Source organism: Lacticaseibacillus jixiensis (assembly GCF_042847315.1).
Lineage (GTDB): Bacteria > Bacillota > Bacilli > Lactobacillales > Lactobacillaceae > Lacticaseibacillus > Lacticaseibacillus jixiensis.
The window spans coordinates 48,381-71,620 of the sequence record NZ_BAAFPR010000010.1 but is presented as its reverse complement, the minus strand read 5'-3'; the positions used below and the strand labels follow the sequence as shown (position 1 = coordinate 71,620).

At 54.0% G+C, this 23,240-nt stretch carries 16 protein-coding genes; 5 read left to right on the top strand and 11 right to left on the bottom strand.

Translation table 11 applies throughout. The features are described 5' to 3' along the window. Positions 1-984: 984 nt before the first annotated feature. The 3 genes from ACGG90_RS08305 to pcrA form a co-directional block, all read right to left on the bottom strand. Entirely contained in the window at positions 985-2,187 is a 1,203-nt protein-coding gene (locus ACGG90_RS08305; protein ID WP_390408170.1) for a CamS family sex pheromone protein, read from the bottom strand. Between the two features lie 6 nt (positions 2,188-2,193). Next, positions 2,194-4,221, bottom strand: a complete 2,028-nt coding sequence (ligA, locus tag ACGG90_RS08300; RefSeq protein ID WP_390408167.1) for an NAD-dependent DNA ligase LigA — start codon at positions 4,219-4,221, stop codon at positions 2,194-2,196. Between the two features lie 826 nt (positions 4,222-5,047). Next, positions 5,048-7,294: a DNA helicase PcrA gene (gene pcrA / locus ACGG90_RS08295; RefSeq protein WP_390408164.1), complete on the bottom strand. Its 2,247-nt coding sequence runs from the start codon at positions 7,292-7,294 to the stop codon at positions 5,048-5,050. 855 nt (positions 7,295-8,149) lie between these two features. Between pcrA and ACGG90_RS08290 the strand changes: the two genes are divergently transcribed. From ACGG90_RS08290 to ACGG90_RS08275, 4 genes are all read left to right on the top strand, one after another. Beyond that, positions 8,150-9,388 (top strand): MFS transporter, encoded by a 1,239-nt coding sequence (locus ACGG90_RS08290; RefSeq protein WP_390408161.1) that lies wholly within the window; start codon positions 8,150-8,152, stop codon positions 9,386-9,388. A gap of 67 nt (positions 9,389-9,455) precedes the next feature. Beyond that, complete coding sequence (locus ACGG90_RS08285; protein ID WP_390408158.1) at positions 9,456-9,776, top strand: hypothetical protein; 321 nt, start codon at positions 9,456-9,458, stop codon at positions 9,774-9,776. 144 nt (positions 9,777-9,920) lie between these two features. Beyond that, entirely contained in the window at positions 9,921-11,087 is a 1,167-nt protein-coding gene (locus ACGG90_RS08280; RefSeq protein ID WP_390408156.1) for a PTS transporter subunit EIIC, read from the top strand. A gap of 37 nt (positions 11,088-11,124) precedes the next feature. Beyond that, on the top strand, positions 11,125-11,964 hold the full coding sequence (locus tag ACGG90_RS08275) for an alpha/beta hydrolase (protein WP_390408246.1): 840 nt from the start codon (positions 11,125-11,127) through the stop codon (positions 11,962-11,964). 197 nt (positions 11,965-12,161) lie between these two features. Here the strand turns inward: ACGG90_RS08275 and ACGG90_RS08270 are convergent, their stop codons facing one another. From ACGG90_RS08270 to ACGG90_RS08240, 7 genes are all read right to left on the bottom strand, one after another. Further along, on the bottom strand, positions 12,162-13,463 hold the full coding sequence (locus ACGG90_RS08270) for a 3'-5' exonuclease (protein WP_390408153.1): 1,302 nt from the start codon (positions 13,461-13,463) through the stop codon (positions 12,162-12,164). 206 nt (positions 13,464-13,669) lie between these two features. Further along, complete coding sequence (purB, locus tag ACGG90_RS08265) at positions 13,670-14,968, bottom strand: adenylosuccinate lyase (protein ID WP_390408151.1); 1,299 nt, start codon at positions 14,966-14,968, stop codon at positions 13,670-13,672. 106 nt (positions 14,969-15,074) lie between these two features. Then, a complete protein-coding gene (locus tag ACGG90_RS08260) occupies positions 15,075-16,181 on the bottom strand; it encodes an ATP-grasp domain-containing protein (protein WP_390408148.1) in 1,107 nt (368 codons plus the stop codon). 717 nt (positions 16,182-16,898) lie between these two features. Continuing rightward, complete coding sequence (locus ACGG90_RS08255; RefSeq protein ID WP_390408145.1) at positions 16,899-18,221, bottom strand: nucleobase:cation symporter-2 family protein; 1,323 nt, start codon at positions 18,219-18,221, stop codon at positions 16,899-16,901. 11 nt (positions 18,222-18,232) lie between these two features. Continuing rightward, positions 18,233-18,805 (bottom strand): xanthine phosphoribosyltransferase, encoded by a 573-nt coding sequence (locus tag ACGG90_RS08250; protein WP_390408143.1) that lies wholly within the window; start codon positions 18,803-18,805, stop codon positions 18,233-18,235. Positions 18,806-19,073: 268 nt separating this feature from the next. Beyond that, entirely contained in the window at positions 19,074-19,697 is a 624-nt protein-coding gene (locus tag ACGG90_RS08245) for a glycoside hydrolase family 73 protein (RefSeq protein ID WP_390408141.1), read from the bottom strand. A gap of 11 nt (positions 19,698-19,708) precedes the next feature. Next, the gene (locus ACGG90_RS08240) at positions 19,709-20,200 is read right to left on the bottom strand and encodes a hypothetical protein (protein ID WP_390408139.1); all 492 of its coding nucleotides are present in this window, start codon (positions 20,198-20,200) and stop codon (positions 19,709-19,711) included. 100 nt (positions 20,201-20,300) lie between these two features. Between ACGG90_RS08240 and ACGG90_RS08235 the strand changes: the two genes are divergently transcribed. Then, on the top strand, positions 20,301-21,275 hold the full coding sequence (locus ACGG90_RS08235) for a Gfo/Idh/MocA family protein (protein WP_390408137.1): 975 nt from the start codon (positions 20,301-20,303) through the stop codon (positions 21,273-21,275). A gap of 533 nt (positions 21,276-21,808) precedes the next feature. On the opposite strand, the gene ACGG90_RS08230 is transcribed toward ACGG90_RS08235, so the two are convergent. After that, complete coding sequence (locus ACGG90_RS08230) at positions 21,809-23,203, bottom strand: MFS transporter (RefSeq protein WP_449273600.1); 1,395 nt, start codon at positions 23,201-23,203, stop codon at positions 21,809-21,811. Between the last annotated feature and the right edge of the window lie 37 nt (positions 23,204-23,240).

Below are 23,240 nucleotides of genomic sequence, written 5' to 3'. Positions count from 1 at the left end.
CAGCAGGCCGGACAGATGTCGCTGCGCAGCGTGGGGCCAGCAGGTCGGCGCAGGCGGTGCGGCCGGTTCCAACCGCGCTGAGAAGCGCGCGTTTTCTACCTAATTTCAGAGCCAGGCGTTCGCTGCGCTCACTTGCCCGTCTCTGAAATTGCCGCGAACAACGCAGCAAGCCAAGCACAAATCGCTTGTCTCACTGCGTTGATCGTTTCACGGCCTGACCGACCTGCTGGCCCCACGCCGCTTCGCAACACCTGTCCTAGGTTGTTCGTATCAAAAGATGCACTGGCGCATCGATATGTGATCAACAGTAACTGCCACGAAAACGATTAATCCAATGTCACGAAACATCAAGTGCAAATGACCTCGCACAGCTAATATTTTTCGATTGATCAGATGAGTTAACCATCGATCATACAGTTTTCACACCTTTCAGAATCGCGCGGAGAAGCGTATGCAGAACCAGCCCACAAACCGCGATAACCGCGCGGTTGATTGGCTGTGCAGACCCCTGCCCATCGCGCAGTCAATGATTGACCTGACTAACGCTTAACCCCTCTCAGATAACATCGGACAAGGGCTGCGCAGCGGTGTGGGCTGGACTCATGCACGGCTTCCTAGGCAGATCCTGGTGCAATCGTGATATAGAGGTAACCTGAGCCGACTTCAGAAGGAAATGGCAACCGGGGGCAGCTGGGGCGGAGGCCAAATGGCGTCAGTGGTGTCGTTGTTCTTGGCAACGGAGCGCAAAGCGCGGAGGCGCCTAGAACAAGGCGCGCGGGCGAGATCCACTCGACAGGCGCAGCGCAGCGAAGTTGTCGAGTTAGCTCGCCCACCGCCCACCACGTTCCACGCCATTTGGCCGTAGCCCCAGCTGCCCCTGGTTACCATTTCCGGCCTCCTCCAACGCCGCGCAGCAGCCCTGACCCGGCCTTTCCCTAACACACAAAAACAGGAACTCACACGGAGTCCCTGCTCAATTACGAGTTAGTAGCTGCCAAACACATGGGTGTAGAAGCTCTTTTCGCCTGCTTCACGCGCCACGAAAGACTGAATGCCGGCAGTGGATTGGATCTGGATCTCGATTTTGGCGCCGCTTGGCAAATACTTCTGGGCGCTGGTGGCCACGTATTGCGTAAAGGACGCGATTTCGGTTTCGCCATAGAATTGGGTGTTGATGGTGATGTTCATCCCTGACAATTCGCCAGACTTATAATGCGTTTGCGCCGTCACCCCGGCCAAGGTTGGGAAGAAGTTCTCGATTTGGTCGGTGAAGTTGGTGAAGTCGTTGGCTACCGTGGAGTTGATCGCCTTTTCGTTTTCAACTACCGGCAGGACTTGATTCTTCTCGTCGATATTCTTCCAAGCGTCTAAGCTGGTGCCGGAATTGCTGGTGGCACTGGCAAAGAACGTGCCGCCAACCAGCGAATCGCGATCGGCATTCTTATACAAAGCGATCACGATCGGCACATTGTTGCCCACGCCGGAAAGCTTGCGGAAGCGTGCGATCACTTTGGCCGCAATGGCTTTGCCTTGCTTTTCCAAAGTGGCGTCTGGGATCTTGGTGGAATACGTTGCGCCATAAGTTTGCTTTTGGTAGTAATAATACTGGTTAAGCCCCAAGGCCAAAGTGATGCCGCCGAGTTTCATGGTGTTGCCGGAAGTTTGCATGTAGTCTTGTTCCAGCATTGTGGCCAAATACTTCGGCGCCGCGGTTTGGTAATTGGCAATGGTTTTGCCGGATTCGCCGTTTTGATACTTCGACGGGTTCAAGCCGTCTGGGCCTTCGGTGCCTTTCTCGTCTTGTTTGGCGGCTTTGCGCATCAGCCAGTCTTGTGCCGTGGCGGTAGACAGGTATTGGCCTTCTTCGAATGAATACTTGTTGGTGGGAAAATGGCTCATGGCAATGCTTTGCAAGCCGCTTTCCATGGACTTGATGTTGTAAGTATTGGACCCTTGGGTGTTTTCACTGATCGTTAAGCCGCGCGCGGAACTGGTTTGATAACGGCCGTTTTTGATCACGCCTTGGTACATGTTGGCATCCACCGTGCCGGTGGTTTGATATTTGCTGGTGCTGGTCCCGGTTTGGGTGGTGGAACTGGTTTGATCCGAGCTGAAACTCAGCTTGCCGCACCCAGCCAAGGCGACGGTGAATGCCGCCACCGCCACTATTGCCAATACTTTCTTCATTGCGTGTTAATCCTCACTTTGCATCATTTCGATTAGTTGCGCTTCGTTTGCAATTTCAATGCCTAAACTTTGCGCCTTGGCCAACTTACTGCCGGCGGCTTCACCTGCCGCTAAGAGATCGGTTTTCTTTGACACCGAGCCGGTGACTTTGGCGCCTAAAGCCGTCAAGCGCTTGGCTAATTCCGGCCGCGAGAACGCGTCAAACTTGCCGGTGATCACCACTGTTTTGCCCACAAAAGGCCCACTGGTGGCTTGCACCACGCCGCTGGTGTACTTCAAGTTAACGCCAGCTTGGCGCAATTCGTCAAGTAATAACTTTGCGCCAGGCGTCGCCAGCCACGCCACCAGCGAATCGGCGATGATCGGGCCGATGCCGTCAACTGCCGCCACCTCCTCAGCATCAGCTTTGGCTAATGCATCAACTGAGCCGAAGCGCTGCAGCAACAATGTGGCAGCTTTGGCGCCGACATGGCGGATCCCTAACCCAAATACTAGGCGTTCTGCCGAGTTTTGCCGACTGTTATCGATCGCATTTAACAGATTATTAATCGCTTTGGCTTTGAACTTGTCCAACTGTGCCAATTGATCAGCAGTCAGCCGATACAGATCCGCCACATCATGTACCAAATCATGACTCATCAGCTGCGCAATGATCTTCGGCCCCAACCCATCAATGTTCATTGCGTTGCGCGATGCAAAATGCGTCAGCTGCGACGCCACTTGCGCCGGGCAGCGCGGGTTGATGCAGCGCAAAGCGACTTCTTCATCCAAATGCACCAATTGCTCACCACAAGACGGGCACGCCGTTGGGATCGGCGCCGGCTTGGTTCCTTGCGGCCGCAAGTCGACCACCACCCGCGACACTTCTGGGATGATGTCGCCGGCTTTGTGCAGCATCACCGTATCGCCAATGCGGATGTCTTTGGCTTGGATCTGCGCTTCATTGTGCAGCGTCGCCCGACTGACGGTGGTCCCGGCCAATTGCACCGGATCCATCACAGCAGTAGGCGTCACCACACCGGTGCGGCCGATGGTCCATTCAATGTCGCGCACCACCGTCGCCGCTTCTTCCGGCGGGAACTTATAAGCAATTTCCCACCGCGGCACTTTCACTGTGTTGCCTAGCGCTTGTTGCAAAGCCAAGTCATCGATTTTAACGACGATGCCGTCAATACCATAAGCCAATTGGTCGCGGTCGGCGGTTTGGGTGGTGATGTAATCATCAATGGCGTTGATATCCGTGAGATGCACACTGGAAGGATTGGTGGCAAAGCCCAGTTCGCTTAAGAAGTTGATCGCATCGTGCTGGGTGGTTAAGTTGTAACGCTCAGGTTCAATCACGGTGTACATGAATGTCGCCAATTCGCGCTTTTTGGTTACTTGCACATCCAACTGGCGCAAGCTGCCGGCTGCGGCGTTGCGCGGATTGGCAAAAAGGTTCCCGCCGGCAAGTTCTTGTTGGGCATTGAGCTTGGCAAAAGCGGCTTTAGGCATGTAACACTCGCCGCGCACTTCGATGTCCAGGGGCCGGCTTAGCGTTTGCGGAATGTCTGGAATGGTGCGGGCATTCTTGGTCACGTCTTCGCCGATGTTGCCATCGCCGCGGGTGGAAGCTTGCACCAGCTTGCCTTGTTCGTAAACCAGCGACAAGGACAGCCCGTCGATTTTAAGTTCAACGTTGTAGGCCAAAGGCTCGGCTTGATCGGCTTGCAGCCGCGCAGCCCACGCTTGCAGTTCTGCCAGCGAGAACACGTCGCCCATTGACAGCATCGGGATCGGATGCGGGACTTTGGGCAAGTCGGCGTTTAAGTCGCCGCCAACGTTTTGGGTGGGCGAGTCGCTTTGCACCAGTGCCGGAAACGCCGCTTCGAATTCTTGCAGGCGGCGATATTGGATATCGTATTCGTGATCTTCGACACTTGGCGCGTCATTGGTGTAATATTCTTCGCGCCACTGGTTGAGCTGGCGTACCAAATCAGCCACGACTGGTGCGGCTTGTTCTTGCGTGTAGGCTGTTACAGGTTGTTGTGCCACAGGGAATTCCTCCTTGAGATATGACTCACAAAAAGTTCTAAAGGCCGGGCCAGGGCTGCTGCGCGGCGTGGGGCTAGTTCGGTGGCGCAGGCGGTGCGGCCGGAAACGGTACCCGAGGGCAGCTGGCGCTACGGCCAAATGGCGTGGAACGTGGTGGGCGGCGGCAGAGCTAACTTTGCGTCTGCGCTTCGCTCCGTACGCAAAGTGGATCTCTGCCGCGCGCCTTGTTCTAGGCGCCTCCGCCCCAGCTGCCCTCGGTTACCGTTTCCTCCAGAATACTTACTTGCATCCGAATTTGCAAAACTTGCGATAACCATCATTAGCGACAACATCGGTAATTTTACCTATATCAAGACGATCAGTGAAGTACTGTTCAATTCTGCCGCGAGCAAATGGTTAATTGTCCAAATCAGTCAACGTCTATGCAACACATCTGCTGATTTTACCTATTGGACACCGTATCGTTTTACCTCACCATTGCTGTTACCAAGATAATCGTTCCCTTAGCGAACGGGCAAGTGTTGCGCCACCAAAATATCAGCCGTTACCCACAACGTAGGGCTGGTGGCGCGAAGCGGCGTGAAGCCAGCAAGCCGGTCAGGCCGCGAAACAATCAGCATAGTGAGACAAGCGGTTTATGCTTGGCTCGCTTTGCTGATTGCGGCAAGTTCTGAGACCGCGCTGAGCGCAGCAATGCGGGCTCAGAACTTAGGTGGAAAACACGCGCACTTGGCGTGGTTGGAACCGGCCGCGCCGCCTGCGCCGGCTTGCTGGCTTCACGCCGCGCAGCACCACCAGCCCGGCCCCAGCCAAAAACGCAAACCTTTTACGCTTTCTTGATCGGCGCAAAAGCCGCAAGCAAACGCTTGACGCCTTGGGATGCAAAGGCAATGTCGAGCTCTTGATCATCACCAGAACCGTTGACCTTGACCACAGTGCCCACACCCCATTTGCGGTGTTCGACCTTGTCGCCAGCCGTCCAGCTGACTTTACCAGCGGCACTGCTTGGCGCAGCGCTATGGTTGGCCACGACTTTGGCCTTGGTACCGGTGGGATGCTTGCTGTAAGTCGGGGTCACGGCGCGCTGGGTGCGGTTGATAAATGGAATATCCGACTTCACTTGAGTCTGGCCAGCAGTTTCCAACAACTCCGGCGAGATCTCATCAATAAAGCGGCTTTCCGGATTGTTCTGACGCTGGCCATATAGCATGCGGCCATAGGCGTTGGTGAGATACAGCTGCTGTTGAGCGCGGGTGATGCCCACATAGGCCAAGCGGCGCTCTTCTTCCAGCTGGGTTTCATCCATTGCCGCGCGGCTCAGCGGGAACAAGCCTTCTTCCATCCCCACCAAGAACACGACCGGAAATTCCAGCCCTTTGGCGGCATGCAAGGTCATCAAGGTCACTTCTTGCGCGTCATCATCGACATCGTCTTGATCAGACAGCAGCGACAAGTCGGCTAAGAAGTCGACGTAAATGTCGCTGTCTTCTTCTTCAGGTTCATAGCGCGCTTCAAACTGCTTGGTCACTGACAGCAATTCGTTCAAGTTATCGATACGCGCTTCGGCTTCAATGTTGTTGGCCGCTTGCAAGGCCGGCAAGTAGCCGGTTTGCTCCAGCAGGCGCTTCATCATTTCGGTGATGGACAAGTCTTTTTTCTGCAAGGTGAGCTTTTGCATCAGCATGCCAAACTCGGCCAAAGACTTGCGCGCCTTGCCACTAACTGGCGATAATTCGGCGTTGGCGGCGGCTTCTAACATGTCCCAGCCATTCTGGTTGGCAAAGTCCTGCAGCTTTTCTACCGACGTGGCACCGATGCCACGCTTAGGTTCGTTGACGATGCGTGCGAAGCTCATGTCGTCGGCTGGGTTGACCAGCAGGCGGAAATACGCCAAGGCGTCGCGGATCTCTTTGCGGTCGTAGAATTTGTGACCGCCGATCATTTTGTACGGGATGTTGGATTTGACAAAAGCCTCTTCAATCGCCCGGCTTTGAGCGTTGGTGCGGTACAGAATGGCAAAGTCGCCATACTGGCGCTTGCTTTTGGCGGTTTGGGCCTCGATTTGGCGAATGATGAAGTACGCTTCGTCTTGTTCGGATTGGGCGCGATAATAGGTGATCTTGTCGCCAGTTTGATTTTCTGTCCACAACGTTTTCACTTGGCGGGTCTTGTTGTTCTTGATCACGTCATTGGCGGCGGCCAAGATGTTCTTGGTGGAGCGGTAGTTCTGTTCCAAGAGGATCACTTGTGCGTCTTGGTAGTCTTTCTTGAAGTCCAAGATGTTTTGCATGTTGGCACCACGCCAGCCGTAGATACTCTGATCAGCATCGCCGACGACACACAAGTTGCGATAGCCTTCTGCCAGCATGTGCACCAGCTGGTATTGGGCCTCGTTGGTATCCTGGTATTCATCGACGTGGATGTATTGGAACTTGCGCTGATAGAATTCAAGCGTTTCTTGGTCTTGCTGGAACAATTCGATCGTCATCATGATCAAATCATCGAAGTCCAGCGCCGCATCCCCGCGCAAGCGCTTCTGATATTCCGGATAAACCTGCGCGACCGCCTTCTCAAAAGGACTGGCGGCTGTGGCGGCATAGTCTTTAGGCTTGATCAAGTCGTTCTTGGCGTTGGAAATCGTACCAAGAATGGTCTTAGGGTCATATTGTTTGGGATCAAGGTTCAAGTCCGCCACAATATGCTTGATCAAGGTCAATTGTTCCCCAGGATCGGCGATGGTGAACGCCCGATTGTAACCGAGCTTCTCGATGTCGCGCCGCAAGATGCGCACGCACAAGGCATGGAACGTCGAAACCCACACGTCGCGGGCCTCTTCTGCATCCAACAAGGCGCCGACGCGATCTTTCATTTCCCGCGCGGCTTTATTGGTGAAGGTGATGGCCAAGATGCGCCAGGGATTGATGCCTTTGTCTTCGATCAAATACGCGATGCGATGGGTCAACACCCGCGTCTTGCCGGAGCCGGCGCCGGCCATGATCAGCACTGGCCCTTCAGTCGCCAACACCGCCTCTGATTGTTTGTCATTCATGCCTTTGAGTAAGGGAGTCGCCATGGAATTCTATCGTCCTTTCGTGAGCGCATTGCGTCAAACTCCGCTGTGAAAATGCCAGCGGAAACCTCTGAAAATTATATCACAAAACACCCGTTCGGCACAGGCTTGACAACAACCAGCCGGACGATCAGATTTGATGGTAACCTTTGGGCGAACATGCAATAATTAGGCGATATCAAATTAGGACATACTGTCACCAAAAACCGTTACCTGTTGTGGGGGAACGGTTTTTTTGTCTGACGAGCGAAGCACCTGAACTTAACGAAAGCGCGGCATGACACGTACTTAGCCGAAAAAAATACCCCCACGGTTGTGGCCGTGGAGGCAGAGACTATTTCTATGCTGAACCTAATAACGGGAACAAGGGCCTGTGCGCTTGTTCTGGTCTATCCTCAGTGTTTCTTTGCAGGGGTCAATTGGACGTAGAGGATATAGATTTGCGCACAGCTAAATCCGACGACTGCTGGGGTAAATAGGACGTCTTTCTTAAGAATGAAACATAGTACGATCCATGCTAAGGCGGCGAATACACACGTGACGATCAGCGATTTAAGCATCTGCTTGATAGCTTTGGTATATTTCATTTTACTCACCTTAATTGTTAGAAAAATACGCGTAAAATCTGCCAGCAAAGCTTTTATGCCATTATATCCTACGCTTAAGCTGCGGACAATTTAAAGCTGGTATATGTTTCATCCATTTGAGTGGCAAACCACCTCGGATTGGTTTATGCCGAAGTTCCTCATCCCCATTCTTGTGCACTTCGCCGGTTGACTTTCTTGGCCAGTGCGGTAATTTATTAATAGGAAAACGTTATCATTAAGTTTGGGTCTGCATAGAAAAGAGTTGGCGCCTATGCAAGTGTTGTCACGCACGTTTAGTTCCTTACATAATCGCAATTTCCGCAATTTCTGGATCGGCCAGTGCATCTCCACCATGGGCACGTGGATCCAGCGCACCGCGCAGACTTGGTTGGTGTATCAAATGACCGATTCGGCGATGCTGGTAGGGTTGCTGACGGCTTGTCAATTTCTGCCGATCTTGTTTCTGACTTTGGTGGCAGGCACTTTCGTTGACCGCATCCCCAAGCGCACCATCTTGATCATCACCCAAAGCGGCTATTGCCTCTTAGGCGTGATCATGACGGTGTTGGTGATGACCGGCATCGTCCAGTATTGGCAAGTATTGGTGATCGCTTTGGCCCATGGGGTCTTGCAAAGTATCGATACCCCCACGCGCCAATCGTTTGTGGTGGAACTGGTCGGCCCCAAGGATTTGATCAACGGCATCTCCTTGAACTCGACGATTTTTAACCTGGCCAAAATTGCTGGCCCAAGTCTGGCTGGATTGTTAATGGTGCAGTTTTCCGTGGGCATCTGTTTCTTGATCGACGCGGTGTCGTATTTGGCCGTACTGGCTGGGTTGTTCTTGATCAAGCTCGATCATGTGGTGGCCACCCCTTCTAAGCAGCGCGTGTGGCAAGACGTCGTGGAAGGCTTGCGTTATGTGTGGTCGCATCCGGATATTCGCTTAAGTGCGGTGTTGATGCTGATCGTGTGCACCTTGAATTATAACAACAACGTCATCATCCCCATTTACGCCAAAGAAGTGCTGCACGCCGGCGCGCAGGTCTACGCCAATTTGTTGTCAGCCACCGGGATCGGTTCGTTGGTGGCGGCATTCTTGATGAGTTATTTGTCGCGCTTTGGCTTGCGGCGGGACTTTTGTTTGATTTTTGCCTTAAGCACCGCCAGCTTGCAGGCGCTGATGCTGGTGATTCATCAATATTGGCTGGCCATGGCGATCATGGTGCTGGTGGGCTTTTGCAATATGATCTTCTTGAATCAATCCAACGCCGGCTTTCAATTCGGCATTCCGGCTAACTTGCGCGGCCGGGTGATGAGCGTATATGTGCTGCTCAATCAAGGCACCACACCTTTAGGCAGCTTGCTGGTCGGCGGCGTGATGGATGTGGCTGGCGGCGTGTGGGGCTTTCCATCAGGGGGCTTTGTGGCATTGGCCTTGTTGATTCCAGTCATCATCTTGAATCGGCAAATGATTGCCGGTTGGCTGCGGCACAAAGCGGTGAATTAGGCCCGGTTAATGCGTGACAAATTCTGCTTTGCGGCGTACATTTAAGGCACAAAGGCGGTGTTTGATCATGCATGAGATTCCTGAAACAATGAGCCAAGCGCAAACCTTGGCTGTGCAACTTCATCAACCAGTGTCACAAGTGATCCACAAGGGCTTGCAGAACTGGGCGCAACAGCTGTTGGATGAAGGTGTCGAAGGCGGGTATTTAACCGCTGAACTCACCGATACGGGTTTGAATATCTATGACATCGATCACAAGTTGATGTTAACGGTGGAGGCGTTACAAACCACCAGTTTGACGACGCGCTTTGAACACGAGCCGCACGCGACAATGCTGGCGATTCAAACCCAGATCCGCAAGTTGTTCGATACTGGCAAGCTGCGTTAACATGACGGCAATCAAACAAGCCCGGCCCTTGAGAATCAGTGAATTCTCAGGTGCCGGGCTTGTTTATCCTTAACACCTTTGCCTTGGCGTAAACAATATATTACTTCTTCTGGTAAAATGGCTGAATTGATGGAGGCGGTCGTTGTGCGCAAATTTTGCCAGCTTTATTATCATAGCGGCTTTTACCAAATTGTGACTGCAACTTTTGCCGCATTGATGCCGCTGATTATTGTGGGTACTTGGGCGCAAGCATTGTTGCTGAGTGTCTTCAGCCGCGACGGGTTCTTCGCAGTGATTTTTCAACTCGCCCACTGGTGGCCAGGCTTTACGCAGATCCATATTGGCTTAGGCTTGATCGTCACTTACACCTTGGGCTTAACTGGGCTGTTGGCGGCGGTATTTGCCGCCCGCGCTGCCGGTGCAACCATGGCGCATTGGGCCGCTTTAAGCAGCGGCGCCGGCTGGTTGATCTTAAACACTTCCCCGCTGATCAGCTTTGGACCTGCTTTGGGGTTAGACGGGTTATTGACTGGGCTCTTATTTGGCGCACTATGCGGTTGGCTGTTTGCCCGCGTTCACAAGCCGCAGTTTCTGGCCACAGGGTGGTTGGCGTTAATGGCGGCCATTCGCGTCGGGATGACCACCTTGGCCAAAACCAGCAGCACGCTGTTGGCGACCACATGGCCGACGGTATTACCCGGCAATACCAACCACTGGACACTGCACATTGGCCTGGTGGCTTTGATTAACAGCGGCTTAGGCTGGCTAGGCCTGCCGACGCCGATTTCTGCATCAACTCCAATGCTGACCAGCGCCACTGCTGAGGCTAACTTAAACGCCGCTTTGGCGAACAAAACGTTACCGCATCTCGACACCCTAGGGACTTTGTATCGGCCCTTTGCGCTGATGGGCGGCGTGGGGATGACGCTGGCCTTGGTGATTGCGATCTTATTGGTCGACCATCGCGCAGCTAAGCGTCGGCTGGCATATATCAGCCTGGGGCCCAGCTTAGTCAACCTGAATTGGCCGCTAATGTTAGGGTACTCAGTGGTGCTTGAGCCGCTATTGCTGGTGCCGTTTGTCTTGGCCCCATTGGCCGCAACCAGCATTGCTTGGCTGGCTTTGCATTTACATTTGATGACGCCGGCGGTTTATCAAGTGCCACCGACGACGCCTGGGCCCTTGCTCGCCTGGCTCACCACCAATGGCAATTGGCCAGCTTTATTGGTTTCATTGCTGGGTTTGGCGGTTGCTGTCGCTATTTATGTGCCTTTTGTCAAGAAGCTGACAGGAGGTGGCGCTCATGCCTAAGTGGCTTAAATTCTTCGTGTTAGACGCAATACTGGTCATGGCTGGGATCGGTGTTTTTGTCACATCGACCATTTGGATGCGTCAGCAAGTCCGCGATGCAAAAGTGGTGCACAATTCGCAGATGCAGCCGCTTATCTTTGTGCCTGGAAGTTCTGCGACCCAAGAGCGCTTCAATAGCCTCATCACGACCTTGAATCACCAAACAACCGGCCACAGTTTATTAAAGATCACGGTCAAAACCAATGGCACTTTGGTCAAATCCGGCAAAATCGCCGCACGAGATAACGAACCGTATATCGTGATCGCTTTTGAGAACAATCACGATGGCTATCACAACATCAAAAAACAAGCCCGCTGGTTTGACCAGGCACTGACTCACCTCACTGCGACTTATCATTTCAACCGTTTCCGCGCGATCGGCCACAGTAACGGCGGCTTAGTGTTGAGTCTGTTCTTGGAGAAATATTACCAAAGCGCCGATGTCTCGATCGACCGGCTGATGACGATCGGGACGCCATATAATCTTGAAGAAAGCAATCCGCAAAACCGCACCCAAATGCTCAACGACTTGATCGCCCAACGCAAGGCTTTACCAAAAGCGCTGACCGTGTATTCGCTGGCTGGCACGGAAACTTATGATGGCGACGGCACCGTGCCGCTTGATAGTGTCGAATGCGGCAAATACATCTATCAAAATCATGTCGCGCACTACACCCAGATCACCGTTTCTGGCGATAACGCCAGCCACAGCCAGCTGCCGCAAAACCGCGAAATTATCAACTACATTCAACAATACATGTTGCCAGCGCCCAACCAAACGCCTGGCAACAGTCACCCGGCTGACAGCCAGCGCCAGATAACGACGACTGCACCTTAAAAGTAAAGCGCGCAAACTCGGTGAGGCACTGAGTTTGCGCGCTTTTATTAACTAAACTGATTATTAAGCAACAATTGAGTAAAGATTGGTGATTGCAGATAATATCACCTAAATCACACCGCTTAGGAGAGGTGCAGCACCGCCTGCGCCGACTCGCCGCCGCCTTGCGCCGTTGCGGGCCCCGCCAGCTGCCGCGACTAACGCAAAGACGTCTGCGCAAACACCCGGTTGAAATCAGCCATTAACGCTGTCGGCTCAAGCGGCGTGCCTTGCAAATACGCATACAGCGCATACGTGGTCACGGCATCATACACCGCCCCATGGGCCAAGATATCCAATCCCAAATACCGGCGATACTTGGCCAAGCCTACATCAGGCAAGCCAGGCATCGGCCCGCCGGCTTTGGCCAAATCAGACACATCCAACAGCCGCCCTGGCGTGGCATACAAGCCAAACTGACGCTGCATCACCAACAAGTCGCCGCCTTTAACGGCAAAGCCTAACACGGGATCTTTGCCGATGAAATTCTGAAACTCGTTTAACGCCGTGGTCGCCGGGCGGCCAAAGCGCGCCAACAACCCGGCGTGAATGCCGGTTAACGCTTGCGAGCGGCGGTTGAGATGCGACCCTTGCGGCACTTGCACGAAGCAATCGAAGGTATCGACGATTTGGCCATTGCGCACTTTTAACGCGCCGATTTCCGTGGCAAACTGGCCTTCTTGCTTGTTGCCGCTGGAGAATTCCAAATCAAACACGGTATAGGCATCCGGGCGGCCGGACACTTGGATCAGCTGCGGCTTTTGCTTGGTGAAAGCCGGCGCCGGGGTGCGCGTCCAATGGCGCTTGATGAGATGCCGTGCACGGCTGGTGACATCGTTGGCTAAACCGGCTTCGGCTTGACCCATGCGCGGACGCGCCGTCACGATCGCCAGCGGGTCCATATGCGTCTTGGTGCCAAAAGCACGCTGCCAAGGCGGCGTCATCGCCGCTTCGTGATACGCGACGCCAAACCTGTCCATCAGCATTTTGGTTTCATCAGCCAGCGGCCCATACAACGTCACTTGCACCGGCTTGGCCTCTTCATCCAGATGCAAGGCATGCACCACCGCGCCTAACGCGGCAAAATGATTGGCTAACGCCCGCACCACAGGCCAGCGCACGAAGACGCTTTGCGGCAATTGTGCCGGATCGCGCAAGGCCACGGTATAGGCGCGGATAAATTTACGGATCAGCCAATCCACTGGTTTGCCCACTGGTGGGATGGCTTCAAGCGCCGCCGTGGCGGTGATCGCCGGCCACAAACTGGCGGTGACATGGGCCACGCCGTCCAGGGTCAAGGTTTGCGGCCACAAGCCGCGCAAGTCGACAGCCAAGTCCACCACCGCCACTTGCTTGGGGGTGCCGCCGGCCACTTGGGCCAAGTCGACTAAGGCGTTGGTGAGTTCAGTCTGCCAGTCCGTTGAATATTTTGCTTGTAGCGCTTGTGCCAAGTGATCCATGTTATCCTCCAGTTTCCCAATGGCTCCATTCTACCGCATAATCACCAGCCCATACAAATAGTGCTGGGACACCATTCGCATAGTCGCGCGCCATAAAGCAACGCCAAGTAACGCAAACGGCTCTACTCCGCGATTCAAAGTGCAGAATCGTGGAGTAGAGCCGTTTGCGTTATTGGCGCAACCGCTTTATGTCCCAGCCTGGTTCCTTAATCGCCTAAGCCGATGCGGTCGAAGATCTCGTCGACATGGCGCAGGTGGTAATGATAATCAAAGGCGTCATCAATGGCCGCTTTGTCCAAACGGTCGGTGACTTTGGGATCAGCTTCCAACAAAGCGCGGAAGTCGCGATGTTCATCCCAAGCTTGCGCAGTTTTTGGCTGCACCAGATCATAAGCGGCTTCACGCGACAAGCCGGATTCGATCAGCTTTAACATCACGCGCTGGGAGAAGATCAAGCCATGGGTCTTGTTCATGTTGGCGATCATCGTGTCTGGGAAAACATCCAGATTGGAAATGATGCTGGTGAAGCGATGCAAGATGTAATCCAGCAAACCAGTGGCATCTGGCAGCATCATGCGTTCGGCAGAGGAATGGGAAATGTCGCGTTCATGCCACAAGTTCACATCTTCCAAGGCTGGGATGCTGTAGCCGCGGATGATGCGCGCCAAGCCGGAAACATTCTCTGAGCCGATTGGGTTGCGCTTGTGCGGCATGGCAGAGGAACCCTTCTGACCCGGGTTGAAGTGTTCTTCAACTTCATGGACTTCGGTACGCTGCATGTGGCGCACTTGAGTGGCGAAGCGTTCAACAGAAGTGGCGATCAAGCCCAAGGTTTGAATGTAGCGTGCATGCAAATCACGCGGCAAGACTTGCGTGGAGATCTCTTGCGCACGGATGCCTAAGTGCTCGCAGACATACGCTTCAACGGCTGGCGGGGTGTTGGCAAAAGTCCCCACGGCCCCAGAGATCTTGCCGGCTTGCACTTCGTCGGCAGCTTCATCAAAGCGTGCCAAGTTGCGCTTCATTTCGGAATACCAAGTGGCCACGACCAACCCAAAGGTGGTTGGTTCAGCGTGCACGCCATGGGTACGGCCCATCATCACGGTGTGCTTGTAGGCTTTGGCCAATTTGGCCAGCGCGTCAGTCAGCGCCACCAAGTCTTCACGCAGAATGGTGTTGGCTTGCTTGAGCACATAGCCTTGGGCGGTATCGACCACATCAGTTGACGTTAAGCCAAAATGCACCCATTTCTTCTCTTCACCGAGTGATTCTGAGACAGTCCGCGTGAAAGCCACCACGTCATGGCGGGTCACGGCTTCGATTTCATGGATACGCTCCACGGTGAATTTCGCATTCTGGCGCAACTTCACCACGTCGGCTTCTGGGATCTCCCCTAAAGTCGACCAGGCTTCAGCGGCCAAGATCTCGACTTCAAGCCAAGCTTTGTAGCGGTTCTCTTCGGTCCAAACTGCCGCCATGTCAGGACGGCTGTAACGATCAATCATGAAAACTTTCCTCCTTGGGTTTGCAGGATACATAAAGCGGGATGTGGGACTGAGCTAAACTGAGCACACGACTTTCGTTTGCTCAGATTAACGCGGCCCCGCGGCTTCACAATTGGAAATAATCGGTGGCATTGATTGCCTGGGTGATTGCATGCCGCTCGCCTAATACCGTGATCTGCCCGATTTCATCGGCCCCTTCTGGATAAAAGGCGAACTGCCAATCAGGCTTGATCTGGATCTGCGTCATTGCCGCTGCCAGATCAGCTTTGCGCAGCGGCAGCAAAGCGCCGCCATCGCGCAAGGTGACGCTCGGCAGCGGCCAGCCAAACAACGCCCGCAAATGCATGGTATAAGCTGAAATGCCAGTTGTGGCTTTAAGCACATGGCCGTTGATTTGCGGGCCTGGGAACACGCGCTTGACGTACATCGTCAGGTTTTGGGTCATGAATAATTCAATGCCAAACACGCCCACATAATCGATTTTATCAGCCAACACCCGCGCAATGCGCTGGATCTCTTGGATCACGGCGCTGCCGCCGCGAGCCGGCACAACCGAAGACTTCAACAAGTGATGCTCAAAGCGATTCTCCACCACCGGCAGCACCTGGACGGTATCGCCAGACTTGGCCACCAGCACCGAATATTCGATTGGGTCATCCAACCAAGCTTCCAGCACATACGGCCGCTGCTGCAGGAGCTGTTCGGCACGCTTGATGTCAGCTGGTTCAGTGAGGCGCAATTGTTGGTCGACGCCGATGCCTTTTTGGATCGGCTTGAGAATCGACGGGAAGCCGACAGTTTCAACGGCGGCGGGAATGTCTTTGGCGGTGACGACTTGCGCATAAGGCAGAATGTTCATGTTCAAGTCATCGAGGAACACTTTCTCCAAATAGCGGTCTTGCGTGACGCTGAGGATGTCGACACCGCTGGGCAGCTGGCGCTTGTTGGCCACTTGGGCCAAACGGGTGCCGTCAACATTCTCGTCGACAAAAGTGATCACTTGCGCCAAGTCGCACATGCGCGACAAGGCTTTGGGATCAGTGGCGTCACCGACGATGCGCATGTCAGCAACGTTAAAGGCGATGTCGCCGTCTTGCGGGGCCATCACGATCGTATGCATGCCCATTTCGGCTGCGGCAACGGCAAGTTGATACCCGCGTACGCCGCCGCCAATGATGCCGATCACGGCACCTGGTTTGATAAATTGAACCATCATACACTTCCTAAGTTATTACTGAGCTTGTTGAAAATGGGCAACTGGCCGGACTGGTTTTGCTGCGGGCTGCGGGGCCGGCGAGTCAGTCAGGCTGTGCGGCCGGCTGCAACCGCGCTGAAAAACGCGCGTTTTCCGCCTAAGTTCTGAGCCTGGCGTTCGCTGCGCTCACCTGCCTGTCTCAGAACTTGCCGCGATCAGCACAGCGAGCCAAGCACAAACCGCTTGTCTCACTGTGCTGATCGTTTCACGGCCTGACTGACTCGCCAACCCCACACCCCTCCGCAAAACCAGTCCTACTTCATTCGTATCAGCCCACAATGCGCTAGCCCAACTCTAGATTAAACTAAACCAGATGCTGGCACGAATTTATTAGAGACAGGACTTGGTGATCACGCGCTTTGCAAAACCAGTTCCACATCAGCCTACGCAGTGCTAGCTCAATCCTAAATCGACCCGAGTCATGAGCTGAAGCGAATTTCTAGAAACCGGCGAGCGGGGACGGCTGAGACGGAGGCCAAATGGCGTCAGTGGTGTCGTTGTTCTTGGCAACGCAGCGCGCAGCGCGAAGGCGCCTAGAACAAGGCGCGCGGGCGAGATCCACTCGACAGGCGCAGCGCAGCGGAGTTGTCGAGTTAGCTCGCCCGCCGCCCACCACGTTCCACGCCATTTGGCCGTAGTCTCAGCCGTCCCCGCTTGCCAGTTTCGGCCAGAGCCTTACTGTGAATCTTTTTCGTTTAAGCCATCTTCAGTGGGCAGTTCCGGCTGCGGGGTTTTGGCATTGAACAACCAGTTCAATACTACCGCAGACACCGAAGCCATCAAGATCCCGGAACCAAATAACAGTTGCAAGGTCTCAGGCAGCGCCTGAACGATTTCCGGCTGGGTGGTCACACCTAAGCCTAAACCAATCGATACCGCTGCCACCAGCAAGTTCTTATCATTGTGGAAATCCACCTGTTGCAGCATGCGGATCCCTTGTACCGCCACCATGCCAAACATCACCAGCATCGCGCCGCCAAGCACAGGCGACGGAATGATCGTGGCCAAGGCACCGATTTTGGGCAACAAGCCTAACAGCACTAAGAACAGCGCGGAAAACATCACCGGCTTGCGGGTCTTGATGCCGGATAACTGCACCAAGCCGACGTTTTGGGAGAAGGTGGTGTAAGGGAAGGTGTTGAAGATCCCGCCTAATAACACCGCCAAACCTTCTGCGCGATAGCCTTTCTTCAGATCCGTTTCTTCGATGCGGCGGCCGACCACATCCCCTAAGGCAAAGAACACGCCGGTGGATTCCACCATCGACACCAAAGAAATCAAGATCATGGTGACAATGGAGCTCCATTCAAACTTCGGCGTGCCAAAGTAAAACGGCGTCGGCACGTGAAACCAGCTGGCTTCAGCCACTGGCGCAAACGACACCATCCCCAAGAACCCAGCCAACACCGTGCCGCCGATCAACCCGATCAGAATCGCGATCGAGCGGGTGAAGCCGCGGCCCCACACGTTAAAGGCCAAAATCAGCAACACCGTGAAAGCACCGACAGCCAAGTTAGTCATCGAGCCGAAATCTTTGGCGGAGGTACTGCCGCCGCCGAGGTTTTGAAACGCCACTGGGATCAAAGACAAACCGATCACAGTGATCAGCGTACCGGTGACCAGCGGCGGGAACAACTTGCGCAGCTTGGCAAAAAAGCCCGAAATCAAGAACACGAACAGCCCGGCGGCAATGATCGCGCCATACATGGTTTGGAAGTCGAACTTCTGCCCGATCATGATCAACGGCGCCACGGCTTGCACCGCACACCCTAACACCACCGGCAAGCCGATGCCAAACACCTTATTGGCAAAGATCTGCAAAGCTGTGGCGACCCCGCACATGAAAATATCGATCGACACCAGATAAGTCATTTGCTCACTGGTAAAATGCAGCGAAGCACCGATCAGAATCGGCACCAACACTGACCCGGAATACATCGCCAGCAAATGCTGGATCCCCAAAACCGCCGCTTTCGGCGCGGAAATGTCTTTGGCCAACGTATTTCCTCCTATTCTGTGAATTCGACTTGACCGTCGTTAAACGCGGCAATGCGCGCCAAAGACACAGTCTTGATGTGGCGGTCGTCTAATAATTTGCGGCCTTTCTGGAAGGTCTTCTCGATGACGATCCCCACGCCGGCTAAAGTGGCATTGGCTTGGCCGATGATGTCGATCAAGCCTTCGACAGCCTGACCGTTGGCTAAGAAATCGTCGATGATCAACACGGTGTCGTCTGCATGCAAGAACTTCTGGGCAATGGCGATTTGGTTAGCCGTTTTCTTGGTGAATGAATACACTTCGGCGGTGTATAAATCGTCTTTTAGCGTCAAAGACTTGTGCTTGCGGGCAAACACCACCGGCACATGGAAGGCCATCCCTGTGGCCAACGCAGGTGCAATACCCGAACTTTCGACCGTTAAGATCTTGGTGATCTTGGCGTCTTTGAATTGCGCATAGAATTCTTCTCCCAAAGCGGTCATCAAATCCGGGTCGATTTGATGATTCAAGAAATTGTCAACTTTCAATACCTCTGCGCCAAGCACCTGACCATCTTTTCTAATCCGGTCTTCAAGTAATTTCACCAGTATGCACATCCTTCTTATGATTGTTAAATTTCACAAATTCTAACACAAAAAACGCACCTGAACAACCGAATATCGCGTGATCGTGTGTCTTTTCTCATCCAACTTTCACCAGTTTGGTTCGGGTTAAAGCCTACTACACCGTGTTAGAATGCAGGAATTGCGGCTTTTCCCCCGAGCAAAAGAAAAAACCCGATTATTCGGGTTTTTCGGTATTTTTAGGTCATGACACGAACCAAACGCGGTTCCATGGAATAAGTCCGAACGATCACTGATCGTATTGGGCGAGGTCCCATTGCTTGATCAAGCGCTGCAGCTTGGCCGGATAATCCGGGTCAGTGGCATAGCCGTCGGTTCTCAAGGCGACGCTGGCGGCAACGTAATCTTTGGCCGCTAAGACATCCTTGTATTGGTCCGGGTTATAAGACGTGCCATTAACGAACAACAGCGCGTGGGCTTTCAACGAGGCGTTGACATTGGGATACACCGCAAAGCGCGCCTTGATGGTCACCCATTTGCCGTTGACATATTCTTGCGTGGTCAATTCTTGCGAGCGCGCCGGGTCAGCTGACTTGATGCCAAAATAATTATTGTAGTCCGTCGCCAAGGTGCTTTGGCCCCAATCTGATTCCAAAATTGCCTGCGCCAAGGTGATACTGGCCAGCACCCCGTATTGACGATGCAAGGTTTGGGCATAAGGCGCCAATTGTTTAATAAAGGCGCGCTTTTGGGCGGTATCGTCGCTGCTGGATGCGGCTTGTTGGCTGGTTGGGCCTTGCAGACTTTGGCACGCCACCACGATGACGCCTAAGCCCAAGAGGCAAATCAAAGCCACCAAGAGCTTGGGCAGCTGATGGCGGCGTTTATTCCTGTGGCGCTTGGCCAAAGTCATCCCTCACTTCTTTAATTGCGGTCGTCGAGATGCTCATCTGCCCAAGTCAGCAGATCCAATTGCTTGGTTTGCAGCTGCTTGGCGACTGTGGTTGGCACCACGAAGTCCAAGATATCCACCAACCCATGCACCCCATAGTCTTGGCGCAGCTGCAAGTGCACAGCGACGCGGCCGTTGCCTTGCGGGGCTTTGACATAGCTGGTGGTCAAACTTGGTGAACGCAGCCAAGCTTTGGCGATCACCGTTTTGGCCAACATGTAGCGCTCTGGCAAACCGCCTTGCGTCGGATCGGTTTGCTCAAGCACTGCCAGTTTCTGCGCAAGCATCCACTCATAATCGGTGAATAAGTAGCGCAATTGCTGGCGCTGCTGCGGCAACAAGGCGGCAGCGTTATTCTCAATGGCTGACACTGGAATGTGCATCACCTGCGTCAACACAGTGGCATCGCCGTCGCGCTGCGTCAACACCGCCACGGCTAACGCGATCAGATCTTGATCATTCATGCGATCACTCCTTCTTGAATTTACTTCCATTCTAACATGTTTGCCCCAAGTTGTTGGGGTGTTAGAATAAAGCGTAACCAATAACTTAGGAGGTTTTGTCATGTCTGGATATAACTGGGGCATCGTCGGCTTAGGCCGTATCGCCCAAAGTTTTGCTCATGATTTCCCGGCCACGCAATCGTTATACGCCGTGGCTGCCCACGACGGCGCGCGCGCCGCAGCTTTTGCCACGAAGTTCAACGTCGCCCACCACTACGGCAACTATGCGGACTTGTTCAATGATCCGAAAGTCGACATCGTCTATGTCGCCACCACCCACAACTTCCATTATGAGAACATTAAAGCCGCCTTGCTCGCCGGCAAACACGTCTTAGCCGAAAAGGCGATCACTTTAAGCGCCGCGCAACTGGAAGAACTTGTTGCCATTGCCCAAGCGCGCCATTTGATCTTGATGGAAGCCCAGACGATTTACCACATGCCGCTTTATCCGGCCATGATCGACCAGGCCAACGCCCAGTTAGGCAAGTTGAAGACGATTCAAGTGACTTTTGGCTCACATGTGCCTTATGATCCCCAAGACCGCTTGTTGAACCCTGATTTGGCCGGTGGCGCCTTATTGGATATTGGCATTTACGCCTTGTCATTTGCTCGGCGCTTCATGACTGCCACGCCACAGTTGGTGGCCACGCAAATGCAGCGCACCGACACCGGCGTTGATGGCCAAAGCAGCTTCTTGTTGACCAACGCGCACAATGAGCAAGTCACCGTAGCCTTGAACCTCCAAGCCAAAATGCCCAAACTGGGCATCGCCGCTTATGAAGAAGGCTGCTATAGCGTGCTGGAATATCCGCGCGCGCAAAGTGCCACGCTGCTGACGCCGGATAATCAAACAACCGAACTGACCGCCGGCGCAACAGATCAAGCGCTGGCTTATGAAGTCAACGATATGGCCGAAGCCGTCACCACCGGCAACAACCCGACGCTGACTTGGACGCGCGAAGTGATGACCATCATGAGCCAAGCCCGCGAAGCTTGGGGATTCTATTATCCAGGGGAAAATGGGCCGTTGGTATAAAACCAAAGCGCACTTAGCGGTGGATATAAGGCAGGATGACACAAAGGCGGTTTGTGCCTTGGTGGCGTCATGCCTTATATCACGCCGCGTTGCTTTGCGCAGCTCGACGAAGACCGCACCTTCTAAGCCCCCGGCCAGGTGTTGCTGCGGTGCATGGGGGCGGCGAGACGGCGCAGGCGGTGCGGCCGGCTACAACCACGCAAAGTGCGCGTGTTTTCCGCCTAAGAATTTAGCCAGGCGCTCGCTGTGCTCACCTGCCTGTCTAAATTCTTGCCGCGATCAGCAGCACAAGCCTTGCACAACCCGCAAGTCTTGCGCTGCTGATCGTTTCACGGCCTGACCGTCTCGCCGCCCCCATACGCCTTTGCAACACCTGGCCTACTGTATTCGTATCAGATCATGTATATGTCGAATAACATTAGCTCAATGCATAAGTTTAATTCACAACAAGGCCCCATCAACATACGCGATGGGGTCTTGTTGTCGTGTCACGTTCATGCAGGCAAGATCGATCATTTGGCTTGAGTCATGAATTATGCACGCTTGGGTAAGCGCAAGCCGATCAATAAGCCCACTAAGCCCACAATGGCAAATACCAAATACGTCACGCGAAAGCCCATTAACGCATTGTGCGAAGCGGCTTGCACGGTGGTAAGCACCAAGGTGGCCACCGCCACGCCAGTTGAACCAAGCAATTGGCGCACCGCCGTGGTCACCGCTGTGCCATCGGCGATGAGGGCTTTGGGTAAGGCGTTGGCGCCGGCTGTTACGGCTGGCATCATCACAAAGGCGTTGCCGGATTCGGTGATGATCGCCCCGCAAATCGCCAGCGGCAAGTTCAATACTTGGGTGAACAACCCCATCAACAAGAAACCGACTGTGATCAAACTCATGCCGATCACCACCACGCGTCTGGCCCCGAAGCGATCCAGCCACTGGCCGGCCCGCGGGTTCAACAAGCTTAAGCACACCGCCGCAGGGACCAGCGACAAGCCGGAAATCAGCGGTGAGACATGCAAGATCGTCTGGAAAAACAGCGGCATGATGATCGTGGTGACGATCAAGCCGATATACGACACACCAGTCAATACAACCGCTTGCGTAAAGCGCGCCGTGGCAAAGACGCGCAGCTGCAACAAAGGCTTATGTTGATGCAATTGCCGCAGCACAAACCACGAGCCTAACCCTATGGCTAAAATCGCCAAGCTCAAAACTCCCGCGTGCACCCCGCCATGGGTCATGGTGGTCAACGCGTACAACAGCACCGGAAAGCTTGCCGCCAGCACCACACTGAGCCAATCCAAGCGGCTGGGGTCAAGCGTCATCACGTCTTTGATCGTGACAAACGATGCCACAAACACGCCCACAGCCACCAAGAAGAACAGGACAAACAGTGCCTGCCAGCTAAACCAAGTCAACAACACCCCGGAAATGATCGGGCCCACTGCCAAAGCCGAGCCCATTACCAATCCGGCGACACCCATCACCTGGCCGCGCTGCGCTTGCGGCGTGATGGTCAACAACACTGTTTGAAAACTGGGGAAAATGACCCCGACTGCCAACGCTTCTAACAGGCGGCCAATCAACAACACCGCAAAACTCGGCGCCCAGACACACAACGCCGTGCCTGCTGCAAAAGTCGCCACGACGCCTTGAAACAAGCGCTTAAAACCTACATTGGCTAATAACCAGGGACTGACTGGGATCATCAAACTCATCACCAGCATGAAACCGGTGGTCAGCCACGCCACCGTGCTGGCTGAGACATTGAAACTGCGCATAAAAGCCGGATAGGCAGTGCTTAAGGCCGATTGGGAAATCGACATCGAGAAGGTGCCGGTTAACAGCGTGGCAATAAAGGCTGGACGATTATAAGTTTGGGACTTATCCACAATAACTCGCTTCTTTCTGAAACATTCCAGCTCCATTATAAGCCATGCCTAAATTTTTGCACGCAAGCACCAA